10 protein-coding genes are annotated in these 15675 nt (G+C 74.2%); 7 read left to right on the top strand and 3 right to left on the bottom strand.

The genetic code is table 11. The features are described from left to right. Nucleotides 1–151: 151 nt before the first annotated feature. Both ABT263_RS26280 and malQ read right to left on the bottom strand, forming a co-directional pair. The gene (locus ABT263_RS26280; RefSeq protein WP_380391966.1) at nucleotides 152–382 is read right to left on the bottom strand and encodes a hypothetical protein; all 231 of its coding nucleotides are present in this window, start codon (nucleotides 380–382) and stop codon (nucleotides 152–154) included. 10 nt (nucleotides 383–392) lie between these two features. Beyond that, nucleotides 393–2492 (bottom strand): 4-alpha-glucanotransferase, encoded by a 2100-nt coding sequence (malQ, locus tag ABT263_RS26275; protein WP_352293916.1) that lies wholly within the window; start codon nucleotides 2490–2492, stop codon nucleotides 393–395. Nucleotides 2493–2849: 357 nt separating this feature from the next. Here malQ and ABT263_RS26270 point away from each other — a divergent pair, with 357 nt between their 5' ends. Continuing rightward, a complete protein-coding gene (locus tag ABT263_RS26270) occupies nucleotides 2850–6818 on the top strand; it encodes a beta-N-acetylglucosaminidase domain-containing protein (protein ID WP_352293910.1) in 3969 nt (1322 codons plus the stop codon). Between the two features lie 216 nt (nucleotides 6819–7034). Here ABT263_RS26270 and ABT263_RS26265 read toward each other — a convergent pair whose 3' ends face one another. Continuing rightward, the gene (locus tag ABT263_RS26265) at nucleotides 7035–7679 is read right to left on the bottom strand and encodes an HNH endonuclease (RefSeq protein WP_352293908.1); all 645 of its coding nucleotides are present in this window, start codon (nucleotides 7677–7679) and stop codon (nucleotides 7035–7037) included. A gap of 526 nt (nucleotides 7680–8205) precedes the next feature. On the opposite strand from ABT263_RS26265, the gene ABT263_RS26260 reads away from it, so the two are divergent. The 6 genes from ABT263_RS26260 (at nucleotide 8206) to ABT263_RS26235 (ending at nucleotide 15668) form a co-directional block, all read left to right on the top strand. Beyond that, complete coding sequence (locus ABT263_RS26260) at nucleotides 8206–9426, top strand: mechanosensitive ion channel family protein (RefSeq protein ID WP_329489970.1); 1221 nt, start codon at nucleotides 8206–8208, stop codon at nucleotides 9424–9426. Nucleotides 9427–9723: 297 nt separating this feature from the next. Beyond that, entirely contained in the window at nucleotides 9724–10914 is a 1191-nt protein-coding gene (locus ABT263_RS26255; protein ID WP_329489969.1) for an ROK family transcriptional regulator, read from the top strand. Between the two features lie 199 nt (nucleotides 10915–11113). Beyond that, a complete protein-coding gene (locus ABT263_RS26250) occupies nucleotides 11114–12424 on the top strand; it encodes an extracellular solute-binding protein (protein WP_380391974.1) in 1311 nt (436 codons plus the stop codon). A 21-nt stretch (nucleotides 12425–12445) separates the two neighbouring features. Next, entirely contained in the window at nucleotides 12446–13444 is a 999-nt protein-coding gene (locus tag ABT263_RS26245; protein ID WP_352293906.1) for a carbohydrate ABC transporter permease, read from the top strand. A 20-nt stretch (nucleotides 13445–13464) separates the two neighbouring features. After that, complete coding sequence (locus tag ABT263_RS26240; RefSeq protein ID WP_329489966.1) at nucleotides 13465–14379, top strand: carbohydrate ABC transporter permease; 915 nt, start codon at nucleotides 13465–13467, stop codon at nucleotides 14377–14379. Between the two features lie 8 nt (nucleotides 14380–14387). Continuing rightward, entirely contained in the window at nucleotides 14388–15668 is a 1281-nt protein-coding gene (locus ABT263_RS26235) for a 6-phospho-beta-glucosidase (protein ID WP_352293912.1), read from the top strand. The last annotated feature ends 7 nt before the right edge of the window (nucleotides 15669–15675 follow it).

Genomic DNA, 15675 nt, shown 5'->3' with positions numbered 1-15675 from the left:
GCGGGGGGGGCGGGGCCCCCGGGCCCCGGGGGATCCGCGGGGTGGGGTGCGCGGGGCCCGCCCCCGGGCCCCCCGCTGCGGCCCGCGGGGGCGCCGGACGATGTCCGGCGCCCCCTCGGGCGTTGTACCAGGCTCGGGTGGAAGCCCTCGGTTACTTCTTCTTGTCCTTGCTGCCGTACGGCAGCCCGGCGAGGCCGGCGATGACCACGAAGGCCACGATCGGCAGCAGCACGTACAGGCCGAGGGTCTGGGCGACGCTCAGGCCGCTACCCGGGTCGTCGCCGTCGTCCCGGGAGAGGGCCATGGCGGGCGACGACAGCAGCATCATCAGCGTGACCGTTGCGGTGACCGCGCCGGCTCGCAAAGCGTTCCTCTTGTCCACGCTGCTCAACTTACCCGCCGCTTACGTCGCCGCGCTCGGCGGGGTCGGCCTTTCGGGCCTGCCCGCCGGCGACCCGCAGAACGCCGGTCAGGGCCTGTGCGGCCGGGGCGGCGGCCAGCTCGTCCAGCGTCACCGGGCGGCCGGAGCCGTCCGCGACCGGCAGCCGCCAATTGGGGTACTGGTCCCAGGTGCCGGGCAGGTTCTGCGGGCGCGGGTCCCCCACCAGGTCGGGCAGCCAGAGGCCGACCAGCTCGGCCGGGGTGGCCCGCAGGAAGCGGTACAGCGCCGCCGCCGAGAGCTCCTCGCCCTCGGCCAGCAGGCCCAGCCGGGTCAGCTCGGCCCGCCACTCGGCCAGCTCGGCCGCCGCCTGCGCCTGCTCCTCGTCGAGCGACCTGGCGAGCAGGCCGAGCCGGTGGCGCAGCTCCACGTGCTCGCCGGTCAGCCGGGCGGCGGTGCTCGGGAGGTCGTGGGTGGTCAGGGTGGCCAGGCTGCCCGGCCGCCAGCGCTCCGGGGGCAGGATCTCGCCCTCGGCCTGCCAGTCCCGCTCGAACCAGAGCACCGAGGTGCCCAGGACACCGCGCGCCGCCAGCTCCTCACGGACGCCCGGCTCCACGGTGCCGAGGTCCTCGCCGATCACCGCCGTGCCGGCCCGGTGCGCCTCCAGGGCCAGCACGCCCAGCATCGCCTCGGCGTCGTAGTGGACGTAGGCGCCCTCGGTCGGCGCGTGGCCGGCCGGCACCCACCAGAGCCGGAACAGGCCCATCACGTGGTCGATCCGGATCGCCCCCGCGTGCCGGGCCGCCGAGCGCAGCAGCTCCGCGTACGGGGCGTAGCCGGAGGCGGCCAGGGCGTCCGGGCGCCAGGGCGGCAGGCCCCAGTCCTGGCCGTGGGCGTTGAAGGCGTCCGGCGGGGCGCCGACCGAGATGCCGCCGCCCAGCGCGTCCTGCAGCGCCCAGGCGTCGGCGCCGTCGGGGTGGACGCCGACGGCGAGGTCGTGGATCAGTCCGACGGCCATGCCGGCGGTGCGCGCGGCCTGCTGGGCCGCGGCGAGCTGCCGGTCGACCTGCCAGGCGAGCCAGCGGTGGAACTCGACGCGGTCCGCCAGCTCCTCGGCGGCGAGGACGACGTGCGGGCTGTCCGGGTGGCGCAGCCCCTTCGGCCAGGCGTGCCAGTCGGCGCCGTGCACCTCGGCGAGGGCGTTCCAGAGCGCGTACCGCTCCAGCCACTCGCCCTCCCGCCGCCGGAAGGCCTCGTAGGCGGCCCGGGCGCCCGCGCCGCGCTCCACCTCGTGCAGCAGCTCCAGGGCGCGGCGCTTGAGCGCCCAGACGGCGTCCCGGTCGATCAGGCCGTCGTGGCCCAGCACCTCGGCGCGCAGCCGGGCGGCGCGCCGGCCCAGCTCCTCGGCCTCGGCCCGCTGCTCGCCCGTCAGGTACGCGTACTCGGGCACCGCCTCGACCCGCAGGTGGACGGGGTCGGCGAAGCGGCGCGAGGAGGGCCGGTAGGGGGACGGGTCGGAGGGGGTGCCCGGCAGCCCCGCGTGCAGCGGGTTGATCTGCACGAAGCCCGCACCGAGGCTCCCGGCCCACTGGGTGAGTTCGGCGAGGTCGGCGAGGTCGCCCATGCCCCAGGAGCGGTCGGAGAGCACGGAGTAGAGCTGTGCCAGGAAGCCCCAGCCGCGGCCGGCGAGTTGCGGCAGCCGCTCCGGGGCGACGATCAGATGGGCGTCCTGGCGCGTGCCGCCGGTCACCGCGCTGAGCCGGTGCCGCCCGAGCGGCAGGTCGGCGGGCAGCCAGTGGGAGTGCCCGCGCGGCAGCTCCCAGACGCCGCCGTCCTCCAGCTCGACGCTGAGCCGGGCGTCCGCCGGCGCGTCCAGCGCCGTCCGCCGCCCGGCCCGCACCACCACGCAGGGCGGCAGCGACCGCGCCCGCTGCCCGGCCCGGTGGCGCTCCAGTGCCGCCCGGGCCGCCTCCGGCGTGCCCGCCTCCACGCCCAGCGCGGCCAGCACCGCCACCAGTGTCCGCGCCGACGGCTGGAGGGCCGTGTCCACCCCGTACGCCTGCGCCAGCGCGACCAGCTCGGCGGGAGGCGGCGGCGCGTCCTGCGCGGGCACCTCCAGGCCGTCGGCTCCGTCACGGTCGAGATAAGCGGCCACTCGCGGCTCCTGCGATGTCTCGGCAACGCCCGGTCAGAACAGCCACAGTCCTACCCGCGTGACACCCCGGTCACCCGGTGCGACACACGGGCCGGGCCGGGGACGCCCGCCGACGGTGCGTCATCCGGGCCCGCGCGGCGGGCTCGGACGGCCGGCGGGGGCGCCCGCGACGGCACGCGGGCCGGGGTTCCGCGAAGGAGGGTGATGAAAGTACAAAAAGGACAAACTTGGCATACCCGTCGGTGACGTTGACACCGGCATGGCCAACTGGTGGGCTTTGGCGCGTTGTGGTCGATGCCTGGCGAGGAGGCTCCTGTGCAAGCCCGAGTGTCCGTCGCCGCGGGGCGGCGGTTGAGGCAGCAGCTGGAGCAGAGTCCGGCGCTGCGGGACGTGTTGCAGCACCCGGCGGCGCTGGCGGCGCGGCGGGCGACGGCGCGGACGTGCCGTCAGCTGGCGCCGCGGACGGCGGACCGGCTGATCGCGGATCTCAAGGGCACGGAGCCGCTGCTGGCGTCGGTGCGGGCCGAGCGGGCCCGGGCCTGGACGCCGAGCCGGCGCCGGACGCTGCAGGTGGCGGCGACGCTCTCGGCCGCGGCCGTGGTCGGCGGGCTGCTGGTGAGCGGCCCGGCCGCGTACGCCTACAGCCCCGGGCCGGACGTGGTGAGCACCGCGGCGCAGACGCCGCTGGGCAGTGTGAGCAACCCTCAGGTCTTCCCGCGGCCGCAGGAGCAGAGCGTGGCCGGCAGGCCGGTCACGGTGCCCGCCGCGGTGACGCTGGTGACCTCGGCGAAGGCGGACCACGGCGCGGTGGACACCGTGCGCGAGGTGCTGGGCGTGGCCGGGGCCACCACGGTGACGCCGCAGGCGGAGGCCGGTACGCCGGCCGCCGGATCGCTGGTGGTCTACGTCGGCGGACCGGCCGAGGAGGCCGGCGGCGAGGTCGACCGGGCGCTGCGCGAACTGACCGCGGCGGCCGGCGGCAAGGACGGCGGTGCGCCCTCCACGGCGGGGATGCCGGCCGGCGGGTACGTGCTCTCGGCCGGCCAGCTGCCGGCCCCGGGCGGCGGGACGTACGGCGTGGTGGTGCTGGCCGGGGCCGACCAGGCGGGCACCTTCTACGCGGCGCAGAGCATGCGCCAGCTGCTGGCCGCCGTACCGGCCGGACAGGGGCAGGCGCCGGGCGCGGCCGGTCTCGGGCTGCCCGGGATCACGCTGCGCGACTGGCCGTCCGGCGCACCGGTGCGCGGTACCGCGGAGGCGTTCTACGGCACCCCGTGGAGCCAACAGCAGCGCCTCGACCAACTGGACTTCCTGGGCCGCTCCAAGCAGAACTTCTACCTCTACGCCCCCGGTGACGACCCGTACCGGCTCTCCCGCTGGCGCGACGCCTACCCGGCGGCCCGGGCCGAGGACCTCAAGGCGCTGACCGCCCGGGCCGGCGCGAACCACGTGACGGCCGGCTACGCGATCGACCCGGGGCAGTCGTTCTGCTACAGCTCGGCCAAGGACGCGGACGCGCTGGTCGCCAAGCTGGACGGGCTGCGGGCGCTCGGCTTCACCGCCTTCCAGCTGCAGTTCCTGGACGTCTCCTACGACGAGTGGCACTGCGGCGACGACCGCTCCAAGTACGGCACCGGTCCGGCCGCCGCCGCCAAGGCGCAGGCCGAGCTGGCGGCCAAGGTGCAGGACCGGCTGATCGCGAAGCACCCGGGGCTGGCGCCGCTGTCCGTGGTGCCGACCGAGTACCACCAGCAGGGCTCCACGCCGTACCGCAAGGCGCTGGCGGCGGCGCTGCCGGCGGGCGTGCAGGTGGCCTGGAGCGGTGTCGGGGTGATCCCGGAGAAGATCACGGGCGCTCAGGCCGCCGAGACCGCCGAGCTGTACGGGCGCCCGCTGGTCACCATGGACAACTACCCGGTGAACGACGCCAACCCGGACCGGCTCTTCCTCGGCGCCTACACCGGCCGGGACGCCGAGGTCGCCACCCGGTCGGCCGTCATGCTGACCGGTGCGATGGAGCAGCCGGTGGCCTCGCGGATCGCCCTGGCGACCGCCGGGGACTTCGCCTGGAACCCGGGCGGGTACAAGCCGGAGGACTCCTGGCAGGCCGCGCTGCGCTCGCTGGCGGGCCCGGCCGGCGCCACCGCCGCCCCGGCCGGGGCGGTCCTGGCCTCCGTCACCGCGCTGGCCGGCAACAGCTCCTCCTCGCCGCTGTCCAAGGAGGAGTCCGGCTACCTCAACCCGCTGCTGGAGCGGTTCTGGGCGACCGCCGAGCCGAACGCCGACGCGGCGCCCGACCTCGCCCGGCTGATAGAGGCGGCGGCCCCGCTGCGGGAGTCCTTCGCCGCGATGGCGGGCGCCCAGCAGACCCTGAGCGCCACCCCGGCCACCGCCCCGCTGGCCGCCGAGGCCGGCCCCTGGCTGGCTCCGCTGCGCGACTACGGCCTGGCCGGCCAGGCGGCGCTGGACATGCTGCTGGCCCAGCGCGGCGGCGACGGCGCGGCGGCCTGGCGGGCCCGGGTGGAGCTCAACAAGCTGCGCGAGCAGCTCGCCCAGAGCCCGGCGACGGTCGGGGCGGGCGTGCTCGGCCCGTTCCTGGAGCGCGCCGTGCGGGCCGCCGACAACTGGGCCGGCGTGGTCGGCGGCGGGGCCGCCCCGACCACCACCCTGGGCACCGCGCACGACCACCTGCCGGCGCTGATGACCGACGGCGTGGCCGACACCTTCTACTGGAGCTCGGCGCCGCCGCAGCCCGGCGACTCGGTGGGCCTCGACCTCGGCGGCGGCCGCCCGGTCGGCAGCGTCACCGTGCTGATGGGCTCCTGGGGCAGCGGCCCGGACGGCCAGAACGCGCTGGACGACTACATCCACGACGGGGTGCTGGAGTACTCCACCGGCGAGGGCGGCTGGAAGCAGCTCGCCCAGGTGAGGAACCAGAAGAGCGTCACCGCCCAGCTGCCCGGCGGGGCGGTCGTGCGCGGGGTGCGGCTGCGGGCCACCGCCGCCCAGAAGACCGCCGTCGCGGTCCGCGAGTTCACCGTGACCGCGCCGGACGAGGCCCCGGCCAGCGTCACCGGCGGCCCGGCCGCGCTGCCCGGCGCCTCGGCCGGCGCCGTGCTGGACGGCAACCCGGACACCGCCTACCGGGCGGCCACCGCGCCGACCGCCGCCGACGAGCCGCTCACCGTCGAGCTGGGCGCGGCCCGGCCGCTGGACCGGCTGACCGTCCTCACCGACCCGACCGTGCGGGCCTCGGCCACCGTCTCGGTGCGGCGCGCCGACGGCAGCTGGGCGGAGATCGGCACCGTGCAGCCCGGCTACAACGAGCTGCCGGCCGGCGGCCAGAGCGCGGACGCCTTCCGGCTGGCCTGGAAGCCCGGCGGGGAGCCGCCGGTCGTCAACCAGGTGATCCCCTGGTACGCGGACGCCCCGGCCGCCCGGCTGAGCCTGGCCGACGCCGCGCTGGACGTGGTGACCGGCGCGGCCGCGCCGGTGCAGGCCCGCGCGATGGTCGAGGCGGGCCGGCCGGAGGGCGCGGTGGGCGAGCTGCGCACCGAGGTGCCGGCCGTGGCCAAGGGCCTGACCGTGGCGCCGGCCTCCGGGGTGAGCGTGCCGCGCGGCGGCCGGGTGGGCGTGCCGCTGCTGGTCAGCGCCGCGCCGGGGACGCCGTCCGGCACCTACCAGGTGCCGGTGCAGTTCGTGACCGGCTCGACCACCGTGCGGCAGGTGCTGCAGGTGCACGTGGTGCCGCCGACCGGCGGCCCGGACCTCGCCGGTACCGCGAAGGCCGCCTCCTCGGCCGACGAGACCTCGGCCTTCCCCGCCTCGGCGGTGGCCGACGGCGACCCGAAGAGCCGCTGGTCCTCCCCCGCCAAGGACGACGCCTGGGTCCAGCTGGAGCTGCCGAAGGCCGCCCACCTGGGCGCGGCGGTGCTGCACTGGCAGGCCGCGTACGCCTCCTCGTACAAGATCCAGGCCTCGGCGGACGGCGTCTCCTGGACGACGGTGGCGACGGTCGACGACGGCAAGGGCGGCAACGAGACGGTGCGGTTCGACGCGCCGGACGCGAAGTTCCTGCGGGTCCAGGGCGTCGCCCGGGCGACCAAGTACGGCTACTCGCTCTGGGGCGTGGAGCTGTACGCCGTCACCGACCCGGCGACGGCCGGGCAGCCGGCCACGGCACCGGGCACCCCGGCGGTACCGGCCACGCCCGCGGTGCCGGCCGCCCCGCCCGCGACCACCGCACCGGGGACGCCGTCCGGATCGCCCTCGCAGAAGCCGTAGCCCGCGCAGAAGCCGTAGCCCGCGCAGAAGCCGTAGCCCGCGCGGAAGCCGTAGCGGAGCCCGACGCGCGGGGCCGTGCCGGCCGGGCGGGCCCGGAGGTCGCGCCCGCCGTGACGGGCCCTCGAACGGCGGGCCGCCGCGCTCCCCGATACGGGGTGCGCGGCGGCCCATGAGGCGTACCGGAGATATGACGGGCAAGCCCTTGGTGGAGCGGGGTCAGGCGGAGAGCGGTTCGGCCTGCTCACCGCGGCGGACGGGGGCGGAGTGGGCGCCGTGCGCCCGGGTGAGCGGCAGCGCGTGCGCGGCCTCGGTATGGTCGTGGTGCTCGTACTCGGCCCACTGCGGGGCGTGCAGCTGGTCGCCGCCGCCGTACGGCTCCAGGTAGGGCCGCCAGCGCGGATCCTTGATCCCGGTGCCGATGATGCGCCAGGCCAGGCCGCTGGGCGGGGCGGGCGGGCGCTTCATCCGCCAGCCGAGTTCGGTGAGGTGGCGGTCGGCCTTGGTGTGGTTGCAGCGGCGGCAGGCTGCCACCACGTTGTCCCACCGGTGCTGGCCGCCCCGGCTGCGCGGGATGACGTGGTCGACGCTGGTGGCGGCGGCCCCGCAGTAGACGCAGCGGCCGTGGTCACGGGCGAACAGCGCCCGGCGGGTGAGCGGGACCGGCCCGCAGAACGGGACCCGGACGAAGCGGGTCAGACGGACGACGGACGGCGCCGGAAGGGCGCTGGTGGCGCTGTGCAGAGTGACTCCCGAGTCCTCCAGGCTGACCGCCTTGTGGTTGAGGACCAGGATGAGTGCGCGGCGCATCGATACGACGCCGAGCGGCTCGTAGGACGCGTTGAGGACCAGGACATGCGGCACGGATGCCTCCTTGGACGCCTGCGGCGCGTGGCTCGCGCCGGGACGAGCGGTTCGATCGCGCAACGGGTGCGTGATCTCCCCCAGTGTCGCCTTACGCCTTTGTACGGCGCCACCACTCCTGTGTAACGGAGCGGATGTGAACTCCGGGTGTGGGTTCTGTCATACCCGATATGCCCGGGCGAAGGACGGGTTGCACCCGGGTGCCCTCCCGGAGGACCCTTCGCCCGCTCGGAGCAGCGGGCCACCCGGGTGCCGCCCGGACGGCGCCCGGGCCGTCCCGGCACCGTTCAGGGGCCGCGCGGGGGGTCGCCCGGGGGCCCGACCGGGGGCGTGCCGGGGCGTTGACGGGGCGTCCGGACCGTGGTCACACGCCCCGGAGCGGCTCCCGCCGGACGGGTCGGCGGCCGCCCGGCGTGTCCGGGGCGCGGCCGGACGGCGGATAGGCTAAGGCGGACGGTCCGCAGGCCCCGGGTGTGCTTCCGCGTCGGCGGGCTGTGCCACGCCCCCTGCAGGAAGGTCCCCGCACGTGTTCAGGTCCGGTGCCGCCGGTCTCCTCGCCGACGCGTCCACGACGCTCTCGTCCACGCCGCCGAGCCCGTCCCCGAGCCCCACGGCCCCGCAGCTCCCGCAGTTCGACCTCAGAATCCCGACCAGCGCGCAGGAGGTCAGCGACACCACCAAGCAGGCGGCCGGCTGGTTCGACTCGCACTGGCAGGACTGGCTGGCCGGCGGAGTGCGGATCGTCTTCATCGTCGTGCTGGCGCTGGTGCTGCGGGCCGTGGTGCGCAAGCTGATCACCCAGTTGATTGCGCGGATGATCAAGCCGAACGAGGCCGACGAGGAGCCCGGCCGGCTCGGCGGGCTGCTGGCCAACACCGGGGTGGTCAACCCCGAGCGCCGGCAGCAGCGCTCCGAGGCGATCGGCTCGGTGCTGCGCAGCGTCGCGTCGTTCAGCATCCTGGGCACGGCCGCGCTGATGGTCCTCTCGGCGCTCGGGGTGAACCTGGCGCCGCTGCTGGCGAGTGCCGGTGTGGCCGGTGTGGCGATCGGTTTCGGCGCCCGCAACCTGGTCACGGACTTCCTCTCCGGGGTCTTCATGATCATGGAGGACCAGTACGGCGTCGGCGACGAGATCGACACCGGGGTGGCCACCGGCACGGTGCTGGAGGTCGGCCTGCGGGTCACCAAGCTGCGCGGCGCGGGCGGCGAGATCTGGTACATCCGCAACGGCGAGGTGAAGCGGATCGCCAACATGAGCCAGGGCTGGTCGACCGCCTCGGTGGACGTCCAGGTCGGCTACAAGGAGGACCTGGCGCGGGTCGAGGCGCTGATCCAGGAGACCGCGGAGACGCTGGCCAAGGAGGCGCCGTTCGACGAGCTGGTCTGGGCGCCGGTCTCGATCCTGGGCGTGGAGTCCGTCGCGGTGGACTCGGTGGTGCTGCGGGTCGAGGCGCGCACCGCCCCGGGCAAGGCGCTGTCGGTCGCCCGGGCGCTGCGGCACCGGCTGAAGACCGCGTTCGACCAGGCCGGGATCAAGGTCAAGGAGGAGCCGCCGGCCGCCGCCGGCGTCGCCGCGGCCACCGGGGCGGCGGCCTCCGGGGTGGTGCTGACGGCCGCCTCGGTGACACCGTCCGCCGACACCGCCCCGCCGTCCGCGCTGGCCGACCCGGCCTCGCCGCGCTACCTCGCGACGGCGCCGATACCGGCTCCGGTCAAGCCCGCCGACGACGCCTCCAAGGCGCCCTGACGGCCCGGGCGCCCGGACGCCGACGGCCCCGCCGCCCGGCCCGGGCGCCCCGCGCACCCGGGTGCCGACGACGCCGGAGCGCGGCGCGAACCGGAGCAAAGCCCCGCCTCCCGGACATCGGGGGGCGGGGCTTCGCGCTGCCCGGTAACGCTTCGGCATCCACCGCCGGAAGGACCATTGACACCCTCCTGACGAGGACCGTACGGTCCTGTCCAAGCGACTGGAAAGTTTCCTAACAGTTCGCTTCGAGCCCACCCGGTGATCACCGTGACGTGTCAGGAGAGGAGGATCCGCGTCGTGAGCAGACCATCCGCCAAGGCCCCCCTCGCCGGCACCCCCAGCCTGCTGCGCGCCATCAACGACCGCGCGGCCCTCGAACTGCTACTGGAGAACGGCCCGCTCTCGCGGACCCAGATCGGCACCCTGACCGGCCTCTCCAAGCCCACCGCGTCCCAGCTGCTGGCCCGCCTGGAGGCGGCCGGGCTCGTCCTGCCGGTGGGCACCACCGCCGGCGGGCCGGGCCCCAACGCGCAGCTGTACCAGGTGAACCCGGCCGCCGGTCACGTCGCCGGCCTGGACGTCACCAACAGCCACGCCCGGATCGCGGTCGCCGACATCACCGGCGTCACGCTGGCCGAGCACGTCGTACCGACCAAGGGCTGGACCGCCGCCGAGACGGTCACCCGGGTCGCCGCGGCCGTCGCCGGGACGGTCCGGGCCGCCGGGCTCGCCGAGGGCGCCCTGCGCACGGTGGCGATCGGCGTCGGCGGCGCGCCCGACCCCGTCACCGGCAAGCTCCGCTACGCCTCCCACCTGCCCGGCTGGCACTCCCCGCGACTGGTGCAGGACCTCTCCGAGGCGATCGGCGCACCGGTGTCGATCGAGAACGACGTGAACCTCGCCGCCGTCGCCGAGCAGGCCTCCGGTGCGGCGCGCGGGTTCGAGGACTTCGTCCTGCTCTGGGCCGGCGAGGGCATCGGTGCGGCGATCGTGATCGCCGGCCGGCTGCACCGCGGCTTCACCGGGGGCGCCGGGGAGGTCGGCTACATGCCCGTCCCCGGCTCGCCGGTGGTGCGGGACGTCCGCCGCCGCAACTCCGGCGGGTTCCAGGAGCTGGCCGGCGCACCCGCCGTCCGGGCCCTGGCCCGGGAGTACGGGCTCGGCGCGCCCAGCGCGGAGGAGTCGCTCGCCAAGGCCCTGGCGACCCCGGGGGCCGGCGACGAGTTCCTCGCCGCGCTGGCCGGCCGGCTCGCCGTCGGACTGGCCGCGATCGTCGCCGTCGTGGACCCCGAGCTCGTGGTGGTCTCCGGCGGCGTGCCGAACGCGGGCGGCGAGCGGCTGCGCGCCCTCGTCGAGGAGGAGCTGGCCCGGATCTCGATCGCCCGGCCGGAGGTCCGCAGCAGCGCCCTGCCCGGCTCACCCGTCCTGCTCGGCGCACTGCAACGCGCCCTGGCAGCCGCTCGCGAGGCGGTCTTCTCCACGCACTGAAGGCCGCCCCACCGCGGCCCCCGCCGCACCGCCCACCGCCGGTTCCCACCGCACCGAAGCCCTGCACCAAAGCCCCTGCACACCTCTCCCCAACCCCCTTACGCGGGACCAGAGGCAATGACGCCTGCCCGCGCGCCCCCAGGAGGATCTCGAAGTGCACTCCACCACCTCTCGCAGAAGCCGCCGGACGATCGCCGCCGTGACCGGCAGCGCCGTACTGGCCCTGCTCGCCACCGCCTGCACCGGGTCCAGCGACGGCGGCGGCAGCGACGACTCCGCCTCCGGCAAGGACGTCACCATCAGCTTCTGGCACGGCTGGAGCCAGGACTCCGAGGTGAAGGCGATCAACGACAACATCGCCGCCTTCGAGAAGGCCCACCCGAACATCCACGTCAAGACGACCGGCAACATCGCCGACGACAAGGTCAACCAGGCGCTGCGGGCCGGCGGCGACGCGGCCCCGGACGTGGTCTCCTCCTTCACCACCAACAACGTCGGCATGTTCTGCTCGACCAAGGCCTTCGCCGACCTCAAGCCCTTCCTCGCCAAGGACAACATCGACGCGGCCAAGACCTTCCCGGCCGCGATGCTCAACTACACGCAGTACCAGGGCAACCAGTGTTCGCTGCCGCTGCTCGGCGACGCCTTCGGCCTGTACTACAACAAGGCCGCCTTCGCCGCCGCCGGCATCACCGCCGCGCCGAAGACCTTCAGCGAGTTCGCCGCCGCCGCGGCCGCGCTGACCGTCCCCGAGGGCGACGGCTACAAGCAGCTCGGCTTCATGCCGCTCTACCACGGCTACGAGTCGACCACCGAGCACTTCCTCGGCCAGTGGGGCCCCAGCTACTTCGACGGCTCCGGCAAGTCGAACCTCGCCACCGACCCCAAGATCGCCTCGATGCTGACCTGGCAGAAGGGCCTGGTCGACAAGCTCGGCGGCTACGACAAGCTGGACAAGTTCCGCGCCACCTTCGGCGAGGAGTTCAGCGCCAAGAACCCCTTCCACACCGGCCAGGTCGCGATGGCCATCGACGGTGAGTGGCGGACCGCCTCGCTCGCCGAGAACAAGCCCGACTTCGAGTGGGCCACCGCGCCGTTCCCGGTGCCGGACGACCAGCTCGACACCTACGGCCGCGGCTACCAGACCGGCACCATCGTCGGCATCGCCAGCACCAGCAAGAAGCAGGCCGCCGCCTGGGAGCTGGTCAAGTTCCTGACCACCGACACCGACGCGGTGGTCAGCTTCGCCAACGCGATCCACAACGTGCCGAGCACCTTCGACGCGCTCAACTCGCCGAAGCTGATCAGCGACGCGAACTTCAAGACCTTCCTGGACATCGCCAAGAACCAGCACTCCGGCACCACGCCGGCGAGCGTCAACGGCGGCGCGTACATCGTGTCGCTGCAGAACCTCGGCTACGCCTACGAGTCCGGTCAGCAGAAGGACCTCCCGGCCGGCCTGACGGCCACCGCCAAGGAGATCGACGCCGCCATCGCCCAGGCCAAGTAGCCAGCGGCCCACGGAGCTCCCATGTCACTCGCGTTCGGCACCCGCAAGGGCACCGGACCGACCGACCCGGCGGCGCCCTCCACGCAGCACCTGCTGCGCCGGAAGCGCCGCCGGGAGGCGGCCCGCACCCTCGCCTTCCTCTCCCCCTGGCTGATCGGCTTCGGCGTCTTCTTCCTGTACCCGCTGATCTCGACGGTCTACTTCTCCTTCACCAAGTACAACGGCTTCGGCTCGCCGGCCTTCACCGGCCTGCAGAACTGGGACTACGTCTTCAACGACCTCCCGGCGTTCTGGCAGGGCCTGCGCAACACCGTCTGGCTGGTCTTCATCATGGTCGGCCTGCGGGTGGCCTTCGGCCTCGGCATCGGCCTGCTGATCACCAAGGTCAAGACCGGCGCCGGCTTCTTCCGCACCGCGTTCTACCTGCCGTACCTGGCACCGCCGGTGGCCGCGACCGTCGCCTTCGCCTTCCTGCTCAACCCCGGCACCGGCCCGGTCAACCACTTCCTCGGCGAGATCGGACTGCCGCAGCCCGGCTGGTTCTCCGACCCGTCCTGGTCCAAGCCCTCGCTCACCATGCTCGCCATGTGGGGGATCGGCGACCTGATGGTCATCTTCATGGCGTCCCTGCTGGACGTCCCGAAGGAGCAGTACGAGGCCGCCGAACTGGACGGCGCCGGCCCGCTCCAGCGGTTCCGGTTCGTCACCCTGCCGAACATCTCGCCGATCATCATGTTCGCGGTGGTCACCGGCGTCATCCAGACCATGCAGTACTACACGCAGGCGATCGTCGCCGGGAAGGTCGCCGGCGGCAACGCGGGCAACTCCGGGCAGCAGTTCGAACCCGGCTACCCGCAGGGCTCCACCTGGACCCTGCCGCAGATGGTCTACAACCTCGGCTTCCAGCGCTTCAACTACGGCGCGGCGTGCGTCGTCGCCCTGGTGCTGTTCGCCATCTCGATGGCGGTCACCTCGATCCTGCTCCGCCGCAAGTCCGGCTTCATGTCGAACGACGACTAGGGCCCAGTGAGGACACGATCATGACTCTCAGCTCCACCCTCACGGCGCAGGCCCCCGCGAAGGGGCCCGCCCGGCGCGGCGCCCCCACCGCCGCCGCCCGCGCCGCCCGCCGCCGCGCGCTGCTCAACTGGGTGGCCGTGCACTCGCTCGCCATCGCCGCCACGCTGTTCTTCCTGCTGCCGTTCGTCTTCGCCTTCCTCACCTCCGTCATGACGGACAACCAGGCGCTCACCACGGACTACTGGCCGACCTCCTGGGAGTGGGGCAACTACGCCAAGGTCTGGAACACGCCCGGCTTCCTCACCTGGTGGCGCAACACCCTGCTGTACGCCGGCCTCGGCACCGCGCTGACCATCGTCTCCAGCCTGCCGGTGGCCTACGCGCTCGCCAAGTTCCGCTTCCGGGGCCGCAATCTGGCGCTGATGGCCGTCATCTCGATGATGATGCTGCCGCCGCAGGTCACCATCATCCCGATGTACCTGTTCTGGGCGAAGGAGCTCGGGCTGAGCGGCTCGCTCTGGCCGCTGATCATCCCGATGGCCTTCGGGGACGCCTTCTCCATCTTCCTGCTGCGGCAGTTCCTGATGACCATCCCCAAGGAGTACATCGAGGCGGCCCGGATCGACGGCTGCGGCGACCTGCGCACCCTGCTCAAGGTCGTGCTGCCGATGGCCAAGCCGGCCATCGCCGCCGTCGCCCTGTTCCAGTTCTTCTACTGCTGGAACGACTACTTCGGCCCGCAGATCTACGCCAGCAACAAGCCCGGCGCCTGGACCCTCTCCTACGGCCTGGAGTCGTTCAAGGGCGCCCACCACACCAACTGGAACCTCACCATGGCCGCCACCCTGCTGGTGATGGCGCCGGTGATCGTCCTCTTCTTCTTCGCACAGAAGGCCTTCATCGAAGGCGTGACACTGACAGGGGTCAAGGGCTGATGTCCGCACTGAAGTTGGCCATCGTGGGTGGCGGTTCGACGTACACCCCCGAACTCATCGACGGTTTCGCCCGGCTGCGCGACACCCTGCCGATCGCCGAACTCGTCCTGATCGACCCGGCCGCCGACCGGCTGGAGCTGATCGGCGGGCTGGCCCGGCGGATCTTCGCCAAGCAGGGGCACGGCGCCGTGGTCACCACGACGACCGACGTCGAGGCGGGCGTCGCCGACGCCGACGCGGTGCTGCTGCAGCTGCGGGTCGGCGGACAGGCGGCCCGCAACCAGGACGAGACCTGGCCGCTGGAGTGCGGCTGCGTCGGCCAGGAGACCACCGGCGCGGGCGGCCTGGCCAAGGCCCTGCGCACGGTGCCGGTGGTGCTGGACATCGCCGAGAAGGTCCGCCGGACCAACCCCGACGCGTGGATCATCGACTTCACCAACCCGGTCGGCATCGTCACCCGGGCGCTGCAGCGCGCCGGGCACAAGGCCGTCGGCCTGTGCAACGTCGCGATCGGCTTCCAGCGGCGGTTCGCCGGGCACCTCGGCGTCGACCCCGAGCTGATCCGCCTCGACCACGTCGGCCTCAACCACCTCACCTGGGAGCGCGGCGTCACCCTGCTCGACGCCCCGGGCGCGACCACCGGGCGCGAGGTGCTGCCGGAACTACTCACCGGCTTCGGCAAGGAGATCGCGGACGACATCCGGCTGCCGCGGCGCGTCGTCGAGCGCCTCGGCGTGGTGCCCTCCTACTACCTGCGGTACTTCTACCAGCACGACCTGGTCGTGGAGGAGCTGAAGGTCAAGGGCTCCCGGGCCGCCGAGGTCGCCGAGATCGAGCGGCAGCTGCTGGAGATGTACGCCGACCCGGCCCTGGACACCAAGCCGGAGCTGCTCGGGCAGCGCGGCGGCGCGTTCTACTCCGAGGCCGCCGTCCAGCTGATCGCCGCCCTGCTGGGCACCGGCGGCGGGACGTCCGTGCAGGTGGTGAACGCCCGCAACGACGGCGTGCTGCCGTTCCTGCCCGACGACGCCGTGATCGAGGTGCCCGCCGAGGTGGACGCCGCCGGGGTGCGCCCGCTGCCGCAGCGCCCGGTCGAGCCGCTGTACGCCGGCCTCATCGCCGCGGTGACCTCGTACGAGCGGCTCGCCCTCGACGCCGCCCTGCACGGCGGCCGCGACCGGGTCTTCGACGCCCTGCTCGCCCACCCGCTGGTCGGCCAGATCGAACTCGCCGACCAGCTGACGGACCGGCTGCTCGCCCACAACCGCGAGCACCTCGCCTGGGCCTGACGTGCCC

This window comes from Kitasatospora sp. NPDC001603 (genome assembly GCF_040298365.1).
Lineage (GTDB): Bacteria > Actinomycetota > Actinomycetes > Streptomycetales > Streptomycetaceae > Kitasatospora.
The sequence above is the reverse complement of the archived record's forward strand: the minus strand, read 5'-3'. Positions and strand labels throughout refer to the sequence as shown.

What these genes read in the sequence shown, in the direction of transcription:
- ABT263_RS26245 (WP_352293906.1), top strand. Translation starts at nt 12,446, where the DNA reads ATGTCACTCGCGTTCGGCACCCGCAAGGGCACCGGACCGACCGACCCG.
- ABT263_RS26240 (WP_329489966.1), top strand. Translation starts at nt 13,465, where the DNA reads ATGACTCTCAGCTCCACCCTCACGGCGCAGGCCCCCGCGAAGGGGCCC.